This window comes from Herbaspirillum frisingense (assembly GCF_047325095.1).
Classification (GTDB): domain Bacteria; phylum Pseudomonadota; class Gammaproteobacteria; order Burkholderiales; family Burkholderiaceae_D; genus Herbaspirillum; species Herbaspirillum frisingense.
Window position 1 is genome coordinate 5,218,332 of record NZ_CP168558.1, and the last position, 18,631, is coordinate 5,236,962.

16 protein-coding genes and 1 other RNA gene are annotated in these 18,631 nt (G+C 64.0%); 6 read left to right on the forward strand and 11 right to left on the reverse strand.

Features of this window, described 5'->3' with window-relative positions:
• Position 1: 1 nt before the first annotated feature.
• Genes ACEOAC_RS23770 through mraZ form a run of 6 tightly spaced genes read right to left on the reverse strand, consistent with a single transcriptional unit; the run spans position 2 to position 6,423 of the window.
• On the reverse strand, positions 2 to 1,444 hold the full coding sequence (locus tag ACEOAC_RS23770; RefSeq protein ID WP_413628616.1) for a UDP-N-acetylmuramoyl-tripeptide--D-alanyl-D-alanine ligase: 1,443 nt from the start codon (positions 1,442 to 1,444) through the stop codon (positions 2 to 4).
• Complete coding sequence (locus tag ACEOAC_RS23775; RefSeq protein ID WP_413628617.1) at positions 1,441 to 2,967, reverse strand: UDP-N-acetylmuramoyl-L-alanyl-D-glutamate--2,6-diaminopimelate ligase; 1,527 nt, start codon at positions 2,965 to 2,967, stop codon at positions 1,441 to 1,443. The genes ACEOAC_RS23770 and ACEOAC_RS23775 overlap by 4 nt, the downstream gene beginning before the upstream one ends.
• Positions 2,967 to 4,745: a peptidoglycan D,D-transpeptidase FtsI family protein gene (locus tag ACEOAC_RS23780; protein ID WP_006465514.1), complete on the reverse strand. Its 1,779-nt coding sequence runs from the start codon at positions 4,743 to 4,745 to the stop codon at positions 2,967 to 2,969. Before ACEOAC_RS23780 ends, ACEOAC_RS23775 begins: the two co-directional genes overlap by 1 nt.
• Entirely contained in the window at positions 4,742 to 5,014 is a 273-nt protein-coding gene (gene ftsL / locus ACEOAC_RS23785; protein WP_077235811.1) for a cell division protein FtsL, read from the reverse strand. Before ftsL ends, ACEOAC_RS23780 begins: the two co-directional genes overlap by 4 nt.
• The gene (gene rsmH, locus ACEOAC_RS23790; protein WP_413628618.1) at positions 5,011 to 5,982 is read right to left on the reverse strand and encodes a 16S rRNA (cytosine(1402)-N(4))-methyltransferase RsmH; all 972 of its coding nucleotides are present in this window, start codon (positions 5,980 to 5,982) and stop codon (positions 5,011 to 5,013) included. Before rsmH ends, ftsL begins: the two co-directional genes overlap by 4 nt.
• 12 nt (positions 5,983 to 5,994) lie before the next feature.
• Entirely contained in the window at positions 5,995 to 6,423 is a 429-nt protein-coding gene (gene mraZ / locus ACEOAC_RS23795) for a division/cell wall cluster transcriptional repressor MraZ (RefSeq protein WP_006465511.1), read from the reverse strand.
• A gap of 888 nt (positions 6,424 to 7,311) precedes the next feature.
• On the opposite strand from mraZ, the gene ACEOAC_RS23800 reads away from it, so the two are divergent.
• Together ACEOAC_RS23800 and ACEOAC_RS23805 are read left to right on the forward strand one after the other, a co-directional pair.
• Complete coding sequence (locus ACEOAC_RS23800; RefSeq protein WP_006465510.1) at positions 7,312 to 7,596, forward strand: HU family DNA-binding protein; 285 nt, start codon at positions 7,312 to 7,314, stop codon at positions 7,594 to 7,596.
• A 343-nt stretch (positions 7,597 to 7,939) separates the two neighbouring features.
• Positions 7,940 to 8,419 (forward strand): DUF1348 family protein, encoded by a 480-nt coding sequence (locus ACEOAC_RS23805; protein WP_182993560.1) that lies wholly within the window; start codon positions 7,940 to 7,942, stop codon positions 8,417 to 8,419.
• Positions 8,420 to 8,452: 33 nt separating this feature from the next.
• Here ACEOAC_RS23805 and ACEOAC_RS23810 read toward each other — a convergent pair whose 3' ends face one another.
• Both ACEOAC_RS23810 and rnpB read right to left on the reverse strand, forming a co-directional pair.
• Positions 8,453 to 9,622: an enoyl-CoA hydratase/isomerase family protein gene (locus tag ACEOAC_RS23810; RefSeq protein ID WP_413444981.1), complete on the reverse strand. Its 1,170-nt coding sequence runs from the start codon at positions 9,620 to 9,622 to the stop codon at positions 8,453 to 8,455.
• A gap of 69 nt (positions 9,623 to 9,691) precedes the next feature.
• Positions 9,692 to 10,026: RNase P RNA component class A (gene rnpB / locus ACEOAC_RS23815), an RNA gene on the reverse strand.
• 179 nt (positions 10,027 to 10,205) lie between these two features.
• Here rnpB and ACEOAC_RS23820 point away from each other — a divergent pair.
• On the forward strand, positions 10,206 to 11,480 hold the full coding sequence (locus tag ACEOAC_RS23820; RefSeq protein ID WP_413444980.1) for a D-amino acid dehydrogenase: 1,275 nt from the start codon (positions 10,206 to 10,208) through the stop codon (positions 11,478 to 11,480).
• An 85-nt stretch (positions 11,481 to 11,565) separates the two neighbouring features.
• Positions 11,566 to 12,318 carry an HpcH/HpaI aldolase family protein gene (locus tag ACEOAC_RS23825; RefSeq protein WP_413444983.1) on the forward strand — a complete coding sequence of 251 codons (753 nt, stop codon included), beginning with the start codon at positions 11,566 to 11,568 and terminating at the stop codon, positions 12,316 to 12,318.
• A 25-nt stretch (positions 12,319 to 12,343) separates the two neighbouring features.
• Here ACEOAC_RS23825 and ACEOAC_RS23830 read toward each other — a convergent pair whose 3' ends face one another.
• From ACEOAC_RS23830 to ACEOAC_RS23840, 3 genes are all read right to left on the reverse strand, one after another.
• Positions 12,344 to 13,351: an aldo/keto reductase gene (locus ACEOAC_RS23830; RefSeq protein ID WP_413444979.1), complete on the reverse strand. Its 1,008-nt coding sequence runs from the start codon at positions 13,349 to 13,351 to the stop codon at positions 12,344 to 12,346.
• A 351-nt stretch (positions 13,352 to 13,702) separates the two neighbouring features.
• A complete protein-coding gene (locus ACEOAC_RS23835; protein ID WP_413445626.1) occupies positions 13,703 to 14,731 on the reverse strand; it encodes an AraC family transcriptional regulator in 1,029 nt (342 codons plus the stop codon).
• 305 nt (positions 14,732 to 15,036) lie between these two features.
• The gene (locus ACEOAC_RS23840) at positions 15,037 to 16,050 is read right to left on the reverse strand and encodes a LysR family transcriptional regulator (protein WP_006465501.1); all 1,014 of its coding nucleotides are present in this window, start codon (positions 16,048 to 16,050) and stop codon (positions 15,037 to 15,039) included.
• A 420-nt stretch (positions 16,051 to 16,470) separates the two neighbouring features.
• Here ACEOAC_RS23840 and ACEOAC_RS23845 point away from each other — a divergent pair, with 420 nt between their 5' ends.
• Positions 16,471 to 17,334, forward strand: a complete 864-nt coding sequence (locus ACEOAC_RS23845; RefSeq protein ID WP_413628619.1) for an alpha/beta hydrolase — start codon at positions 16,471 to 16,473, stop codon at positions 17,332 to 17,334.
• Between the two features lie 10 nt (positions 17,335 to 17,344).
• On the forward strand, positions 17,345 to 18,544 hold the full coding sequence (locus ACEOAC_RS23850; RefSeq protein WP_413628620.1) for an efflux RND transporter periplasmic adaptor subunit: 1,200 nt from the start codon (positions 17,345 to 17,347) through the stop codon (positions 18,542 to 18,544).
• Positions 18,545 to 18,631: the final 87 nt, after the last annotated feature.

Genomic DNA, 18,631 nt, shown 5'->3' on the forward strand with positions numbered 1-18,631 from the left:
GCTAATGGGTCTCCTGTTGATGTTGCGTGTTGGATTCAACGTTGACCAGATGCTGTACAACTCGCTCCATCTTCATGAAGCGTGAACCTTTTACCAAAACGGTCGCACCTTGCGGTGCGGCCTGCTCCACCGCTGCATTGAGGGCAGCGATATCGTCGAAATGCCGAGCCTGTGCGCCGAAGGCCGCGACGGCGTGCCTGCTCAGCTCGCCCAACGCGAAGAACAGCGGGATGCCGCGGCTGTGCGCATAGGCGCCGATCTCGGCGTGGAATTGCGGCCCCTGGTCGCCGACCTCGCCCATGTCGCCCAGCACCAGCACGCGTGGGCCGCTGATGGCGGCCAGCACGTCGATGGCGGCGCGCACCGAATCGGGGTTGGCGTTGTAGGTGTCGTCGATCACCAGGGCTCCGCTGACGGCCTGCTTGCGTTGCAGGCGGCCATTGACCGGGGCAAAGCTTTCCAGGCCGCGCACCACGGCCTCGACCGCGATGCCGGCACCCAGTGCGCAGGCAACTGCCGCCAGCGCATTGCGAACATTGTGTTCACCCACGGCGGCCAGCTCGAGCTTGAACTGTGCCGGGGGAACGGCCAGCCCCTTGACGGTGACCTGCAGGCTGCTGCCGAACGTGCCGGCCTGATAGGTAGCGCTGACATCGGCTTGCGGCGTGAGGCCGAAGCTCAGCACGCGCCGCGTGCCGGCCTCTTCGCGCCAGAGGGCGGTGAAGTCGTCGTCGGCCGGGAATACGGCCACGCCATCGGCCGGCAAGTGGCGGATCACGGCGCCGTTTTCACGCGCTACTGCTTCCACGCTGGCCATGAATTCCTGGTGCTCGCGCTGGGCATTGTTGACCAGGCCCAGCGTCGGCGCAGCGATGCGAGAGAGGACCGCGATCTCGCCCGGATGGTTCATGCCCATCTCGATGACGGCAGCCTGATGCTGGTCGCGCAGGCGGAACAGGGTCAGCGGCACGCCGATCTCGTTATTGAAGTTGCCACGCGTGCCCAGGTAGCCGTCTTCACCGAAGGCGGCTGCCAGGATCGCGGCGATCATTTCCTTGACCGTAGTCTTGCCGTTGCTGCCGGTCACGCCGATGACCGGGATCGCGCGGCGGTGACGCCAGCCATGGGCGATCTGGCCCAGCGCGGCGCGGCTGTCCGTCACCACGATGGCCGGCAGTGTCAAGCCCGGCGGTACGCGTTCGACCACTACGGCGGAAGCACCCTGGGCGGCCACGGCATCGAGGAAGTCATGCGCATCGAAACGCTCGCCGCGCAGCGTCACAAACACATTGCCGGGCTTGACCGCCCGGCTGTCGGTGACGACGTCGTTGAGGATCAGCTCACCGGCCGGCGCATTGATGACACCAGGCACCGTATGGGCCGAGGCCGCAGCCTCGGCGGTGCGGATCCATTCCAGCATCTGGCTGAAGTCGAACCGCATCATGCGCCCCCCATCATGGTCGAGCGCGCAGCCAGCGCCAGGGCGACATGGTCGGCGTCGAGGAAGGGCAACTTCTTGCCGGCGATTTCCTGGTAGGCCTCATGGCCCTTGCCGGCCAGCAGCACCACATCCGCCTTGGTGGCGTGGCGGATGGCCCACAGGATGGCGCCGGCGCGGTCGGCCAGCAGCACCGGTTCCACGCGGCTCATGCCGGCACGGATCTGTTCGATGATGGCTTGCGGGTCTTCGCTGCGCGGATTGTCGCTGGTCAGCACCACATGGTCGGCCTGCTCGGCGATCTGGCCCATCTGCGGGCGCTTGCCCGGATCACGATCGCCCCCGCAGCCGAACACGCACCACAGCTGGCCGCCGCGCTGGGTAGCGACCTGACGCAGCGCGGACAGGGTCTTGTCCAGCGCATCGGGGGTATGCGCGTAATCGATCACGATCAGTGGCACGTCCGGCCCGCCGAACTGTTGCATGCGGCCGGGCGCGGGCGTCAGGGCGGCAGCGGCCGCCACGACGGCGTCCCAGGCCAGTCCTTGCGTCAGCAGCACGCCCATGATGCCCAGCACATTGCTGACATTGAAGCGGCCCACCAACTGGGTCTTCACCTGGCCGCAGCCGAAGGGCGAATCGACATGGAACACGGTACCGGCATGGCTGCTGCGCAACTGGCTGGCGCGCAGCGTGGGGATACCGGCCGCCTGGGCGTCAGCCTCTTCGGCCAGCGCGTAGCCGATCACCGGCACCTGGCGACCCGCCAGCAAGGGCAGCAGGCGCAGGCCCATGGGATCGTCCAGATTGAGCACGGCGTGCTTCAAGCCGGGCCACTGGAACAACTTGCGCTTGGCGTCTTCATAGGTCTGCATGTCACCGTGGAAATCCAGGTGATCACGCGTGAAATTGGTGAACAGGGCGACATCCACATGCATGCCGTTCATGCGCCCTTGTGCCAGCCCGATCGAGGAAGCCTCGATGGCCAGCGCCGTGACGCGCCCCTGGGCCAGCCGGGACAGGCTGCGCTGCAGCAGCACGGCGTCCGGGGTGGTGTAGCCGGTCACATCAAAGCCCTGCTGCTTGCCGCCAACGAAGCTGCCCACGCCCAGGGTGCCGATCACGCCGGCATTGCTGATGGCCGGCAGGCGCGACAGGGCGCTCCCCAGCCACCAGGCGCAGGAGGTCTTGCCGTTGGTACCGGTGACGGCCACGGTCAGCATGCCCTGGTCGGGCTGCCCATACCAGGCGGCGGCAATCTCGCCGGCCTGCGCCTTGAGATCGGGCACGGCCAGGTGCGGTTCGTCGACCTCTTGCGGCCAGGTGTAGCCCTCGGCTTCATAGACGACCGCAGCCGCACCGCGCTCGACGGCATCGGCGATATAGGAGCGTCCATCGGCATCGCCCACGTAGGCGAAGAAGACGTCGCCCGGCGCCACGCGGCGCGAATCGGACGTCAGTTGCGCAGACGGAGCCGCCTGGCGCAGCCAGGCGAGTATCTCTTGCAGGCTCAGAACGCGCTTGGACATTACATGCTCTCCTCAAGCGGTTCTTTGGGAATGATGATGTTGGTCACGCTGGAGTCCGGCGGCACGTTCAATGCACGCAAGGCATTGGCGGCCACGTTGGCGAACACCGGGCCGGCCACCGGGCCGCCATAGTGCTGGCCTTGCGGCTCGTCGATCATGACCGAGATGATCAGGCGCGGGTCCGACATGGGGGCGATGCCCGAGAAGGACGCCACATACTTGCGCACATACTTGCCGCCCTCGATCTTGTAGGCGGTACCGGTCTTGCCACCCACGCGATAGCCCGGCACCTGGGCCTGCGGCGCGGTACCACCGGGGGCGACCACGGTTTCCAGCATGCGGCGCATCTGCAGGGCGGTATCGGCCGAGATCACGCGCTGGCCGATGGGCGAGTCGGTGACCTTGGTGAAGGACAGCGGAATGATGTCGCCATTGCGGGCGAAGATCAGGTAGGCATGCGCCAGCTGGATCAGCGATACCGAGATACCGTGACCATAGCTCATGGTGGCCTGTTCGATCGGACGCCAGGACTTGTACGGACGCACGCGGCCGGCCACGGCACCCGGGAAGCCGAACTTGGGCTGCTGGCCGAACCCGACCGTGGTGAACATTTCCCACATCTCTTCGGGCGGCATGCCCAGGGCGATCTTGGCGGTACCGATGTTGGACGATTTCTCGATGATCTGGGCCACCGTCAGCGGGCCATGGGCATGCGAGTCGCCGATGGTGGCGGTGCCGATGGTCATCTTGCCGGGCGCGGTCTGGAACACGGTGGAGGGTGTGACGCGATGGGTGTCCAGCGCCAGCGCCACCGTGAACGGCTTGAGCGTCGAGCCCGGTTCGAAGGTATCGGTCACGACCCGGTTGCGCAGCTGCGCGCCGGTCAGCACCGAGCGGTCGTTGGGGTTGTAGGTGGGCAGGTTGGCCAGTGCCAGCACTTCGCCGGTCTTGGCGTCGACCACGATGATGCCGCCGGCCTTGGCCTTGAACTTCTCCACCGCTTCCTTCAGTTGGGTGAAGGCGATGTACTGGATCTTGCTGTCGATGGACAGGGTCAGGTCGCGGCCGTCATGCGGTTCGCGGATGGATTCGATGTCTTCCACCACACGGCCCAGGCGGTCCTTGATGACGCGCCGGCTGCCGGTCATGCCGGCCAGTGTCTTCTGGGCGGCCAGCTCCATGCCGTCCTGCCCGGCATCTTCGATGTTGGTGAAGCCGACCACGTGCGCCATCACCTCGCCCTCGGGGTAGAAGCGCTTGTATTCCTTGCGGGTTTCCACGCCGGGGATACCCAGCTTGACGATCTTGTCGGCGGTATCCTGCTCGACCTGGCGCTTCAGGTAGACGAAGCTGCGATCCGAATCCAGCTTCTTGCGCAGCTCGGCATCGCTCATTTCCAGCAGCTTAGCCAGTTGCACCAGCTTGTCCTTGGGCGCGGCCTGGACGTCGTCGGGAATGGCCCAGATCGCCTTGACCGGCACCGACGAGGCCAGCACCTGACCATTGCGGTCGGTGATCTTGCCGCGCGTGGCGGGCAATTCCAGGGTGCGGGCGTAGCGCGAGGCGCCCTGCTTCTGCAGGAAGTCGGTGGACACGCCCTGCAGCCACAAGGCCCGTACGATCAGGGCGACAAAGGCCACGAACAGCACGAACAGCACGAAGCGCGAGCGCCATGCCGGCAACTTGACCTGCAGGATGGGATTGGAGGAGAAGGCCACGCCCTTGGAAGCCGCCACGCGGCTGCCTGCCAGGTTGGGACGCGGAGGCATCTTGGTCATTGCGCCCCCACGGTGAGGTATTGGGTGCGGGCGGCGGTGACCGGCATCATGTTCAGGTCACGCCGGGCCAGTTCCTCGATGCGGGCGTTCTTGCCCAGGGTGGACTGGTCCAGTTGCAATTGCGCCCAGTCGACATCAAGCTGGCGAGCCGCGCTCTGGGCGCGCTCAAGCTCGATGAACAGGCTGCGTGCCTTGTACTGGGCGCTCACCACCGATAGCGCGCACGCCACCAGCAGGGCCGTCAGCAGCAGGCACAGGCGGCCGGTCACGCAGCCACTCCAGCGGCAGGTGCCACGATCAGCTCCAGGCCGCGCATCACCGCCGAGCGCGCACGCGGGTTGGACTCGACTTCAGCCGCGCCGGGCATGACCCGCGGCAGCAGGCGCGCAGGGGCCTGCGGCAGGTCGATCGCACGAATCGGCAGGCGGCGGTCGGGCTGCGGTGCATGGGCCTTGGATGCCATGAACTGCTTGACGATGCGATCTTCCAGCGAGTGAAAGCTGATCACAACCAATCTCCCGTGCTGCGCCATCTGACGGAACGCTTTTTCCAGTCCTACCTCGAGTTCTTCAAGCTCTTGATTGACGAAAATCCGTACAGCCTGAAATGTGCGAGTGGCCGGATCTTTGCCTTTCTCGCGGGTTTTGACGGCCTGTGCCACGAGCGCGGCAAGCTGTCGTGTGCTTGAAATTGGCTGGATTGCCCGGCCAGCAACAATCTTCTTTGCAATCTGAAGAGCAAACCGTTCTTCCCCATAATCACGTATCACCTTTGCAATCTGCTGTTCGTCTGCCGTTGCCAGCCAATCCGCTGCCGACATACCACGCGTGGTATCCATGCGCATGTCCAGCGGGCCATCCAAGCGAAAACTGAAGCCGCGCGCGGCGTCATCCACCTGCGGCGACGAAATACCCAAATCCATCAACACCCCGTCAACCTGCGCGATGCCGCGTTCGGCAAGCGCCTGGTCCATGGTCGCGAAGCTGTCGTGCACGATCTCGAAGCGTGCATCGTCGATCTTCTGCGCCGTGGCAATGGCCAACGGGTCCTTATCAAATGCGATCAGACGGCCCTGTGGGCCCAACCTGGAGAGGATGGCGCGGCTATGACCGCCGCGACCGAAGGTACCGTCCAGATAAACGCCATTGGCGCGCTCGCCCTCGATGGCCAGCGCGTCCACGGCTTCTTCCAACAGCACGGTGCGGTGCTGCAGCTCGGGCACCGGTTGCAGATTCATCTTGTCCGGCCGTCAGAAGGAAAAATTACTCAACACATCCGGCATACCGCCCGCCACAGCCTCGGCTTCACTTTCAGCCAGCTTGACGGCATCCCAGATTTCGAAATGGCTACCCATGCCCAGCAACATCACGTCGCGCTGCAAACCAACGGCGGCGCGCAACTCCGGCGCGATCAGGATGCGGCCGGCACTGTCGAGCTCCACATCCTGGGCATTGCCCAGGAAGATGCGCTGCCAGGCACGGGCCGACATCGGCCAGTTGGCGATCTGCTCACGATGCGTCTCCCAGGTCGGGCGCGGGAAGAACAGCAGGCAACCATGCGGATGGCGCGTCACGGTGGCGCGCCCTTCGCACTGCACAATCAGGGCGTCACGATGCTTGGCCGGAATGGTCATCCGTCCTTTGGCATCGAGATTGAGTGCTGACGCGCCCTGGAACACTGTTTTTTCCTTCGCCTCTGGCGAGTGAGATTGCTGATCGGGTGTGGTGTCACCTTAGGCAAATGCAAATGAATCCACAAAATGCCCCACAAAAAAACACTTTTTGACACTGCCGCCCACTTTAGAGGATGCACTATTGCAGGTCAAGCGGTATACACAGGGAAAAACGGCGATTTTGCTAATAAAGTCAAAGACTTAGCGCACTTCCTTAAAACAGCGTTTTCAGAAGTTTTTCGAAGAAAATTAAGGACTTAGCATTTACATTGAAGGTGCAACCTGAGCTTTACACATGTGTTTATCGTCAGAATTGCGTAACTACGCGGATTTGCGCGGCATGGAAGAGCTGGCGTGCGCGATTTCGGGGCGGTGACCGGGGCGCTCGAAACGAGCTCTCGCCACCCTCCGATTTTGCGAGTGCAAAGAGAAAGCGACATGGATTTTGCAGTGCAACTTTAGTTCCCCGGAAGCTTGCCGATCGCGCACTGAAACGATAAAAAAACCAATCCGGGACGTCGGCCGCGATCAGACACGAACAGCCGATGAAGAAAACAGAGTCGCCAATGCCCGACGAAATGGACGACGAAATGGCGGATGTGCCGGCGCGTGAGCACAGTTCTTGATCAAATTCTTCATCAAATGAATGCCCTGACGCGTTTTTGTTTTGACTTCGGCGGCGACCACCTTTTACTATCCGTGTCTTTGGGGAGATCGATACACCAAAACGGGGCCTCCACGGTCCGTTCAACGGTGCTGAAAAGCAGGTCGATTTTTTTCAATCAAGGTCGGTCAAGACCAGGTCAAATCGGCTGAAAACGCAGATAGGGCTTGCGAATCCGCCTCATTCCAGTGCTAAAATCTGGGCACCTTAACAGTGAAAGGAATTTAAAAGTGAACAAATCTGAATTGGTTGACGTTATCGCCGCCGACACCGAAATCTCCAAGGCAGCAGCTCAGCGCGCGCTGGACTCCGTCATCGAGAACATCATCAAGGCCGTGACCAAGGGCGATACCGTGCAATTGGTTGGCTTCGGTTCCTTCTCCACCGGCAAGCGCGCTGCCCGTACCGGCCGCAACCCGCAAACCGGCGAAGAAATCAAGATCGCCGCTGCAACCACCGTGAAGTTCTCGGCTGGCAAGGCTTTCAAGGAAGCCGTGAACAAGAAGAAGAAATAATTTCACGCATTTGAATGCCATGAAACAGATTCATGGCATTCAAATCGAGGCCGATCCACTCGGATCGGCCGTCCTCCCCCTCCACCGCCTCCACTCCGCAGTACAGCCCCGCAGTAACCTCCCCGCAGTAGCACGCATCGTCAGCACAGTTCTCCGCACGCGCTGCACATACCGCCTCGCAAGTCCGATCCATCCCTCATCTCCGTTTGCCAAGGCAGAGCGTAGCGCCTAGAATTTTTTCGGTCTCATATGAACTGAATGCCGTTGCACCCGCGTTTTGTTCCCGTCTTCCGCCACATTCCATGACCTGCCGGCTGGTCCGGCGCACCCGAGGAGACCGTCGATGAATAGCCCCGCCCAACGCCCGCCGCTACCACCCTTCACTCGTGAGACCGCAGCCATGAAGGCTCGCGCCGCAGAGGACGCCTGGAATTCCTGCGACCCGCAACGCGTTTCGCTGGCCTATACCGAGGACAGCCGCTGGCGCAACCGTGCCGACTTCATCACCGGCCGCGCCGAGATCGTCACGTTCCTCACCCGCAAGTGGACCCGCGAACAGGATTACCGTCTGATCAAGGAAGTCTGGGCGCACGAAGGCAACCGCATCGCCGTGCGCTTCGCCTACGAATGGCACGACGATTCGGGACACTGGTACCGTTCCTACGGCAATGAGAACTGGGAATTCGACGAGCATGGCCTGATGAGGACCCGCCATGCTTCCATCAATGACCTGCCCATCAAGGAGTCCGAACGCAAGTTCCACTGGGACCGCTCGGCCCCGCGCCCGGCCGACCACCCCGGCCTGAGCGCACTGGGCCTCTAATCCGCAGCGGTGCGGCCAGGGCTGTTTGCTGGTTCAGGCGGCCAGGTCGGCCAGGTCGGCCAGCGGATGCTGGTCTGGCGACCACGGATCGGCAAAGAAGCCCTCCACCCATTCCGGCGTGGCAGCACCCAGGGAAGCCGGATTCCATTGCGGTTTCTGGTCCTTCTCGATGATCAGCGCACGGATACCCTCGACGAAATCCGGCCGCGCCGCGCAATGCAGCGACACCACGAATTCCAGCCGGAATACCTCGGCCAGCGACAAAGGACGCACCCGCTTCTGCAAGGCGTAACCTAGCCACGCCGAACCAGGCGACCCGGCGCGCAGGGTCGCCATGGCCTTGGTCAGCCAGGGGTCATCGGTCTGCAGCGCGAGGATGCCGTCCACGATCTCCGGCAGGCTGGGCTGGCGGCACAGGGCCTCGATCTGGTCGTAATGCGTCCGCAGGTTGGACGACGCAAACACCGCCGCCCCCTCCTGCACCGATGCGCCCTGCGCAGCCGCCAATACGCGATCGAGCAACTCCGCATCATGCCCCTGGCCCCACGGCTGCTGCAGCAGGGCATCGATCACCGACTGCTTGGCCGACTGCGCCACCCGGTAGTCCGCCAGACCGGCGAAGAGCGCATCGTTGGCGTTCAGGTTGGCCCCGGTCAGCGCCAGGAACACCCCCGTCTTGCCCGGCATGCGCGCCAGGAACCAGCTGCCACCCACGTCCGGGTACAGGCCGATGGTGATCTCCGGCATCGCCAGGCGCGACTTTTCAGTGACCACCCGATGGCTGCAACCGGCCATCAGACCGATGCCACCGCCCATAACGATGCCATGCCCCCAACACAGGATGGGCTTGGCGAAGCTGTGGATAAGATAATCCAGGCGATATTCCTGCTCGAAGAATTCGGCCGCGTAGTGATTGGCGCGGATGTCCTCGCGCTCGGGCGAGGCGTGATGTTCGCGCATGGAACGATAGAGTTGCTGCAGGTCGCCACCGGCGCAGAAGGCTTTTTCACCCTGCGCCTGCAGCAGCACCATCGCTACATCAGGATCGGCCTGCCACCGCTGCAGTTGCGGCGTCAGCAGGCTCACCATCTCCAGCGAGATGGCATGCAGGGTCTTTTCGGAAGCGAGGGTGGCGATGCCGATGCGGCGGCCGTTGGCGGCTGTCAGTTCTTCGAACAGCACGGGTGCGGCAACTTGGTTCATGGGTCTCCTGGGGTCTCTTGCGCGAACCCGCAGTGCCCGCGGGCCGCAGTGTTTTAATGGAAGGAAATTCAGTGAAGCAGGCCGGTAGGCCGGATTCTGTTACGGCGGGAAACCCGCTATGACAGCCATTCCTCTAGGCGACGGATCACTCCGCCGCTCAAGCTTTCTACCCGCACGCTCCGCGAGCCACATCAACGCGTGCCTATTTGAAATTGCTCCGGGTGGAGGTTACCGCGTTTCACCGTAACTTAATACGCTCGTCTCTGTGGCCCTGTTCCTCGCCTTATACCGGCTTGCGCCGGCTTTCAGCGGACGGCCGTTAACCGTCACCCTGCTCTATGGAGTCCGGACCTTCCTCCCGCCGCCTCCTTGCGAAGGCGGCCAGCGGCTGTCTGGCCTGCATCGGGCGCTATTGTAGCGCAGCATCGCCCGGCGCCGGAGATTGATGGTGCAAAACCCTTGTGCGCGAGCGCACAAGTTCATGCCGATTCGGCATGTGACACCCGGGCGCCTCTTAGGTAGTCTCCTGCTGATCCGCTGCAGCTAGGGCTGCGCGGTTCTTGACTGACTTCCACGAAACACCATGCATATCTGCGTATTGGGCGCCGGCGTAATCGGCGTGACCACTGCCTACCGCCTGCTCCAGGATGGCCACCAGGTCAGCCTGATCGATGCACACGACCAGCCCGGCGCCGGCACCAGCCAGGGCAATGGCGCCCAGCTCAGCTACTCCTACGTGGCGCCGCTGGCCGACCCCTCGGTCTGGACCAAATGGGCTTACTACATGTTCAGCAAGGAATCGCCGCTGACCATCAAACCCACCCTGGACGGCGCGCAATATCGCTGGCTGGCCCAGTTCCTGCGCTGCTGCAACGCCGAGCGCGTGCGCCACACCACCCTCGACCTGCTGCAACTGGCCTTCTATAGCCGCGACCAGCTGACCCAATGGAATGCCGGCCTGAACTTGTCCTTCGACTACCAGCGCTCCGGCAAGCTGGTGATGTTCACCGATGCCCAGGGACTGGAGTCGGCCGCTGCACAGGTACGCTTCCAGGCGCAATACGGTTGCCAGCAGGAAGTGCTGGGCGCGGCCGAATGCATCCGCATCGAGCCCGCGTTGGGTCACTCGCAACGCGACTGGGCCGGCGGTGTCTACACCCCCAGCGAGGAGGCCGGCGACTGCCCGCGGTTCTGCCGCGCACTGGTGGACGTCATGCAGGCCGACCCGAATTTCCGTTTCATCGGCGGCGCACGCGTGGACGCCGTACGACGTGACGACCGTCAAGGCCGGGCCCTGCGCGCCGTCCAGGCCGGCGGCCAATGGCTAGAGGCCGACCGCTTCGTCCTGGCGCTGGGTGCCGACAGCACCGACTTCGCCCGCCTGCTCGACCTGCGCCTGCCGCTCTACCCCCTCAAGGGCTACAGCATCACCGTGCCGCTGGAGGACGACACCAGCCGCACAGCGGCGCCGCAGGTCTCCATCACCGACATCGCCCGCAAGATCGTCTACGCCCGTCTCGGACAGCGTCTGAGAGTGGCCGGCCGCATCGAACTGGTCGGCCAGGACCGCAGCATCCCGCGCCGTGCCATCGAAGAACTCAAGAACGGCATGCGCGAACTCTTCCCCGGCTGCCGGCTCGGCGACGACGCCACGCTCTCGCCGTGGATGGGCTTCCGCCCTGCCACCCCGAGCGGGGTCCCCATCGTCGGTCGCTCACCGGTGAACAACCTCTATCTCAACATCGGCCAGGGTGCGCTGGGCTGGACCCTGGCCTGCGGCAGCGCAGCGCTGCTGGCCGACCAGATCGCCGGCCGCACCCGCGCCATCGACGACACGCCATTCCAGTACCGGGCCTGAAGAAGTTTCATGCGACGCCCCCGCAATCGGAATTAACATGGAGCCTCGCCAGCGCCTTGCTGGCCTGATCCATGGGAGACGAACGATGCGGGAAAACCGGCTGCGCACCCTCTTCGCGCAACAGCAACTAGCCCTCTCGGGCTGGATTTCGATGGGCAATTCACTGCTGGCCGAAGTGGTCGCGCACAGCGGCTACGATGCGGTCACGGTGGACCTGCAACACGGCCCCTTCTCCATCGAATCGGCCCTGCCGATGCTGCAGGCCATCTCCAGCACCGAGGCCGTGCCGTTGGTGCGCTGTTCCGAGAACAGCCTGGGCGAAATCAACAAGCTGCTCGATGCCGGCGCCTATGGCGTCATCTGCCCGCTGATCAACACCGCCGATGATGCCGAACGCTTCGTGCGCGCCTGCCACTACTCCCCCCGCGGCGGCCGCAGCTATGGCCCGGCGCGCGGCTTCCTGTATGGCGGGGCCGATTATTTCGCCCACGCCAACAAGACCATCCTCACGCTGGCCATGATCGAGACCCGAGAAGGCTACGCCAATGCTGAAGCGATTCTGCAGGTACCCGACCTGGACGGCATCTTCATCGGCCCCAGCGACCTGGCCATCGAACTCGGCCTGCCCCCGGACGCCTATGGCGACCAGCGTCTCAACGACGCCATCGATCATCTGCTGGCGCTGGCGCGCAAGCTGGGCAAGTACGTGGGAATCTTCGCCGGCACCATGGACATGGCGCAGCGCATGAAGGCGATCGGCATGGACCTGGTGGTGCCGGGCACCGACATCCAGCAGATCAAGGCCGAAGGGGCGAGACGTATCAGCGCCTTGCGCTGATACGTCGCTCAGGGCTGAGCCTGGCTCAGCCCCGCACCACCCGACCGAAGAACGGATAGTTGGGATCGTTGTAGCCATGCGTGGACGCATGCCCCGGCGTGACCAGGCTGTCCACCAGCGCCTCTTCCTCGGCCGTGATCTTCAGCTCGGCCGCATCGTAGTAATCCTCCATCTGCGCCAGCGTGCGCGGGCCGGCGATGACGCTGCTGATGGCCGAATTGGCCAGCACCCAGGCGGTGGCGAACTGGCCCAGCTTGATGCAGCGCTGCTCGCAGTGCTGCTGCAGGCGCTGCGCGATCAGCAGCGATTCTTCCCGGAATTCGGTTTCCATCATGCGCTTGTCGCCGCGTCCGGCACGGGTATCCTCGGCTGGCTTCTGGCCCGGCTGGTACTTGCCTGTCAGCACGCCACGCGCGATCGGGCTGTACGGCACCACGCCCAGGCCATAGTGGGCGCAGGCCGGCAGGATTTCCACTTCCGGCTGGCGGTTCAGCAGGTTGTAGTAAGGCTGGCAGACCAGCGGCAGCGGTACATTGTTCTTCTCACACAGGCGCGCAATCTCGGCGATGCGCCAGCCACGGAAGTTGGACACGCCAAAGCCGCGGATCTTGCCGGCGCGGATCAGGTCGCCCAGGGCCTGCACCGCCTCTTCCAGGTTCTCGTCCTGGTAGTCGCGGTGCATGTAGAGGATGTCCAGGTAATCGGTATCGAGACGCTTGAGGATGTTCTCGGTCTCGCGCACGATCCAGTTGCGCGAATAGTTGGACTCATTGGGCTGGTTGCTCATCGGATTGCCCAGCTTGCTGGCCAGCACCCACTCATGGCGCTCTCCGGCCAGCAGCTTGCCGACGATCTCCTCCGACTTGCCCTTGGTATAGACGTCGGCCGTGTCGATGAAATTGACGCCGTGTTCGCGGGCCGAGGCCACGATGCGGCCGGATTCCTGCAAGTCGGTCTGGTCACCGAACATCATGGAACCCAGGCACAGGGCCGATACCTTGAGGTTGCTCTTGCCGAGGCGACGATAGTGCATGCTGTCTCCGAATCGAAAAATGGGTGTGGATAAGTTAGGGCCTGTTCACACTAAATCTGCGAGTGCGAGAGGTCGTCAAGCGTTGACTGCCTAGGCGCAGCGACGCGCCGTAGTGGTGCTACGGCAAGGAGCTGCAACAACGGCAGGCGACGCTTGCCGGCCTCTCCCGGAGGGTTGCGCCCAGAAGGCGCGCTGGCGGCGTTGCACGGCAAGGCTGGTGGCACCACCACCAGCCTTGCCGCGCGCCTTGCCACCACGCCTTCTGGGCGCAACGCATCTCGCAGATTTAGTGTGAACAGGCCCTAGGTGCGGCCATCATTCTAGCGCCGTGCCGCCGCACCCGCCGGGGACTCACAGCATCGGCGCTTCTTCTTCCTGCCAGCGCCGCTTGTCGCGCAAGGGCGGCGCACCGAACAGACGGCTGTATTCGCGACTGAACTGCGACGAGCTCTCGTAACCGACCCGATGCGCCGCCGTCGCCACGCTGGCGTCGGCCGTCAGGATCAGCTTGCGCGCTTCCTGCAGGCGCAGGTTCTTCTGGTATTGCAAGGGACTCATGGCCGTCACCATCTTGAAGTGATGATGCAGCGACGACACGCTCATGTGCACCTCGCGCGCCACGTCCTCGATGCGCAAGGCCTGGTCGTAACCGTCCTTGATCAGGCGGATGGCCTTGGCCACGCGGTTCATCTGGCTGTCCTGCAGCACGGTCTGGCGCAGCAGCGCACCCTGGCCGTTCATCAGCAGCCGGTACAGGATTTCACGCCGTATCATCGGCGCCAGGATGGCCACGTCACGTGGTGACTCGTGCAGGCGCAATAGTCGCAAGACGGCATCCAGCAGTTCGACATCGAGCCGGTTCACGTACAGCCCGCGGGCCGCGCCTTCAGTGAGATGGGCCGCCGCCGGCAGGTTCTCGTCACCGATCAGTTCACCGATCTCCTGGGTATCCAGTTCCAGCCGCAGGCCGAGATAGGGCTCATCGGGGCTGGTCACCATCACCTTGCCCACCACCGGCAGATCCACCGAAGCCACCAGGTAGTGCATGGGATCGTATTCGTAGATTTCATCCCCCACGAAGATGCGCTTGGAACCCTGTGCGATCACTGCGAAGACCGGTTTCTGCACCGCGTGCTTGGGACCGGTGGGGCAGGTGATGCGATAGATTTCCAGGTCGGGGATGGCAGTGGCCAGCATGCCTTCACTGCCGGCGGTATAGCGCTCCAGCAGCTGCAGCAACTCCTGCTGCATGGCGTGGAAACGGGCATCGGCGGCCAGGTCGGCCTCGGACCGGGTGGGCGCCATCGAGGTGGGCGAGCTGTCATGCTCCAACAAGAGCAGGGGCGCGGAATCCTGGACAGCGTGCAGATCGAGATCCATGGTGTTCTCTCAACAAGGGACAAGCGGCAGCTTAACGCTTGCGCAGCGCTGCCTGATTCTCCGGCAATCACACACGGAGGATCAGGCAAGAAGTTTGCAGAATCAGGTATGCCCGGCAGCGATTGGGCGCGATCATGATGAGGCCGTCACGGCAACATCGGCCCGCATGCCGCACACACAGGCGACCCGGTGCGACGACACAAAAAACAGGAACAGAGAATCAGGCAGAAAATCGGCAGCTTTCGGCACGCCAAAACCTGCGGCCCGCCTGCATAATCCTCGCCGAACTGATCATCAGGCAAACGTCAGAACACACTCTCGGCGATGTTGTACTGCTCGACCACGGTCCGTACGGTGCTGACTTCAGGCTTCTTGACGAAGCTGCATTCGCTCTCTTCCATACCCATGGTGCAGGCCTTGTGCAGCGGGCAGGTGGCAAACAGCTCGGCCACCCAATCGACGAAGGCACGCACCTTGGGCGAGAGGTGACGGTTGTGCAGGTACACCACCGAGATCGGCATGGGCGCCGGCTTCCACTGCGAGAGCAGTTCGACCAGGCGGCCTTCCTCGATGTGGCGCGTCACCATGTACAGCGGCGCCTGCACCATGCCGAAGCCCTGCAGGGCGCATTCGACGTAGGCATCGGCCTCGTTGACCGAGAGCTTGCCATCCATCTTCACCTCGCGCGTGACACCGTCGACCACGAAATCCCAGTCGATGGTGCGGCCGGTGCGGCTGGAGAAGTAATGCACCGCTTTGTGCTGCTGCAGGTCCTCGATGGTATGCGGCACGCCGTGGCGCTCGAGGTAGGACGGTGCGGCACAGGTGACGGTCTGGAAGGTGCCGATGCGGCGCGCCACCATCGATGAATCCTGTAGCTCGCCGATGCGGATCACGCAGTCCACCGCCTCCTGAACCATATCCACCGGGCGGTCGCCCATGCCCATGACCAGTTCGATGTCGGGGTACTTGGTATAGAAGTCGCACAGGTTGGGCAACAGCATGAGACGCCCGACCGAGCCCGGCACATCGATGCGCAAGCGCCCCTGGGGCCCGCGCGTGACATTGCGGAATGACTGCTCGGTCTCGTCGACGTCAGCCAGGATGCGCACGCAGCGCTCGTAGTAGGCCGCGCCATCGGGCGTGAGGCTGATGCGGCGCGTGGTGCGATTCAGCAGACGCACCCGCAGCATGCTCTCCAGGCCCTGGATCAGGGTGGTGACGGTAGTGCGCGGCAGGTTCAGGTTGTCCGCAGCGCGCGTGAAGCTGTTGGCATCAACCACAGCGGTAAAGACTTGCATGGCCTGGAAACGGTCCATCGCTCTCTCCTAAGTGCCGGCGTCCGGGAGAAACCGGAGCGGCAAGCGGGGGCAGGACTAGCACAGGGAAGACCAGGCGCCGCCCCCGGCGCGCCGATTGCCCTGGTCCGGGCGGTCCCGACGGTACGGCCAGGCCCGCTCGAATTGAATCAATTTACAACAAATAACCGCCAATTACGCGGCAACTACGCGCTTCCCCGCGCTATTGCACCAGAAAAACACTGGTGCAATCAGTCAGGAAATCCGTACTTGGCAGCCTCAGACATCCCAGAAAGGAGCCCCGCCATGACCGAACTTGTCATTGCGATTGTTCAGACCTACCGAACAGTGTTGTTGGATTATATGTGTTTATTCGCGACCCTGCTGTGCCGCACAATCCGTCTCATTCTTGGACAGGTGGCTTCGGCCCGGGCGCACATCATGCAAGCCTCGCATTCGCTGGATATCCGCAATTTCTTCGTTCCCGGCCCGCTGGGACGCATCCCCGTGCGCCTCTACCAGCCGGCGCAGGCCGCCGCCAAAGGCGAGCAGCGGGCGCTGGTGATGTACTTCCACGGTGGCGGTTTCACCAGCGGTTCGCTGGATGATGCCGACGCCCCGGCCAGCTTCATCGCCCATCATGGCCAGGCCGTGGTGCTGTCGGTAGGCTACGCGCTGGCGCCGGCCAAACCCTTCCCGGCCGCCCCGGAAGACGCCTTCGCCGCCGCCAGCTGGGCCTGCAAGCACGCCGACGAACTCAATGTCGACCTCGACCGCATGGTGGTGGCCGGCGACGATGCCGGTGGCAGCCTGGCCGCCAGCCTCACCCTGATGACCCGCGACCGCTGCGGCAAGCCGCTGGCCGCGCAGGTGCTGATCAGCCCCATGCTGGATCCGAGCATGCGCCTGCTGGGCGATGCCGGCCGTCTGCAATCGGACCTCACTGCCGAAACCTGCGCCGCCAGCTATCGCCAGTACCTGCCGCAGACCATGCAGCGCCTGCACCCCTATGCCGCACCGCTGGAGGTGAGCCGCCTGGCCGGCCTGCCACCAGCCTTCATTGCCACTGCCGAGCGCGACGTGCTCTGCCCGGAGGCCGAGAAGTACGCCTCCAGCCTGATCCGCGCCGGTGTGCCCACACAGGTCTCGCGCTTTGCCGGCATCACGCACGGCGCCCTGCGCACGCACCTGCCGCTGCTGAAAGAAATCGTCAATTTCCTGCGCTGTCGCTTCGCCAGCCTGCAACGCGACGAATCCGGTCACGACTTCATGCCCTTCAAGCTCCACCCCTCCACTCCATTCTGAGGATAAGAACATGCAAACTCCTGCTCCCCTGCGCAAGCGCTTCGCCCTTACTGCCACCGTCCTGGCCGTCATTGCCCTGTCGGTCGGCGGCGCCATCTCGGTGGTCGGCCTGTCGGCCAATGCCTCCACCGCCCCCACTGCAGCTTCTGCCGGCGCACCGGTCGATGTGGCCGAGGTGGTCCAGCGCCAGATCATCGACTGGCAGTCCTACTCCGGCCGTATCGAAGCGGTCGACCGCGTCGAAGTGCGCCCCCTGGTCGGCGGCACGCTGACCGCCGTGCATTTCAAGGATGGCGCGCTGGTCAAGAAGGGCGATGTGCTCTTCACCATCGACCCGCGTCCCTATGAAGCCGAAGTGGCCCGCGCCGAAGCCCAACTGGCCGGCGCCGAAGCCCGTGCCGGTTACACCGCCACCGACCTGGCCCGCGGCCAGCGCCTGCTGGGCGACAACGCCATCGCCAAGCGCGACTTCGAGGAAAAGCAAAACGCCGCCCGCGAAGCCTCGGCCAATGTCGCCGCCGCCCGCGCCGCCCTGCGCGCCGCCCGCCTGAACCTGGAATACACCCGCATCACCGCCCCAGTCTCGGGCCGCATCTCGCGCGCCGAAGTCACCCTGGGCAATGTGGTCACCCCGGGTGCGGCCAATGCCCCGCTGACCACCCTGGTTTCGGTGGCCAAGGTGTACGCCTCCTTCGACGTCGATGAACAGAGCTTCCTGAAATACGTCAACCCGGCCCGCGCCGCTGGCACCACCGTCCCGGTGGAACTGGGCCTGGCCAATGAGGACGCTTACTCCCGCAAGGGCCGCGTCGGCTCGGTGGACAACCGCCTGGACACCGCCTCCGGCACCATCCGCGTGCGCGCCGTGTTCGACAACGCCGACGGCCAGCTGGTCCCCGGCCTGTACGCCCGCGTACGCCTGGGTGGCGGCGAGCCGCATGCCGCCGTGCTGATCGATGAAAAGGCCGTCGGCACCGACCAGGACAAGCGCTTCGTGATGGTGGCCGACAAGGACAACCACGCCAACTACCGTCAGGTGGTGGTGGGCGCCGGCCATGACGGTCTGGTGGTCATCGAAAAGGGTCTGCAGCCGGGCGAACGCATCGTGGTCAACGGCCTGCAACGCATCCGTCCGGGTGACGCCATCACCCCGACCGTGGTGCCGATGCAGGCCCAGGCTGCCAAGGCTGGCGACGCCGGCAAGGCCTGATCCCGCACGGACCTCATTCGCATTCAAGGAAGAACAAGCCGCGGGGGCGCATCGCCCTCCCGCAAGGGCGGTTGCATCCCGACGGCT

Excerpts from the sequence above, each read along its gene's own strand:
- ACEOAC_RS23830 (WP_413444979.1), bottom strand. The coding sequence starts at position 13,351 with ATGCACTATCGTCGCCTCGGCAAGAGCAACCTCAAGGTATCGGCCCTG.
- ACEOAC_RS23780 (WP_006465514.1), bottom strand. The coding sequence starts at position 4,745 with ATGACCAAGATGCCTCCGCGTCCCAACCTGGCAGGCAGCCGCGTGGCG.
- ACEOAC_RS23770 (WP_413628616.1), bottom strand. The coding sequence starts at position 1,444 with ATGATGCGGTTCGACTTCAGCCAGATGCTGGAATGGATCCGCACCGCC.
- rsmH (WP_413628618.1), bottom strand. The coding sequence starts at position 5,982 with ATGAATCTGCAACCGGTGCCCGAGCTGCAGCACCGCACCGTGCTGTTG.
- ACEOAC_RS23775 (WP_413628617.1), bottom strand. The coding sequence starts at position 2,967 with ATGTCCAAGCGCGTTCTGAGCCTGCAAGAGATACTCGCCTGGCTGCGC.
- ACEOAC_RS23845 (WP_413628619.1), top strand. The coding sequence starts at position 16,471 with ATGCAAGCCTCGCATTCGCTGGATATCCGCAATTTCTTCGTTCCCGGC.
- ACEOAC_RS23805 (WP_182993560.1), top strand. The coding sequence starts at position 7,940 with ATGAATAGCCCCGCCCAACGCCCGCCGCTACCACCCTTCACTCGTGAG.
- ACEOAC_RS23810 (WP_413444981.1), bottom strand. The coding sequence starts at position 9,622 with ATGAACCAAGTTGCCGCACCCGTGCTGTTCGAAGAACTGACAGCCGCC.
- ACEOAC_RS23850 (WP_413628620.1), top strand. The coding sequence starts at position 17,345 with ATGCAAACTCCTGCTCCCCTGCGCAAGCGCTTCGCCCTTACTGCCACC.
- ACEOAC_RS23835 (WP_413445626.1), bottom strand. The coding sequence starts at position 14,731 with ATGGATCTCGATCTGCACGCTGTCCAGGATTCCGCGCCCCTGCTCTTG.
- ACEOAC_RS23825 (WP_413444983.1), top strand. The coding sequence starts at position 11,566 with ATGCGGGAAAACCGGCTGCGCACCCTCTTCGCGCAACAGCAACTAGCC.
- ACEOAC_RS23820 (WP_413444980.1), top strand. The coding sequence starts at position 10,206 with ATGCATATCTGCGTATTGGGCGCCGGCGTAATCGGCGTGACCACTGCC.
- ACEOAC_RS23840 (WP_006465501.1), bottom strand. The coding sequence starts at position 16,050 with ATGGACCGTTTCCAGGCCATGCAAGTCTTTACCGCTGTGGTTGATGCC.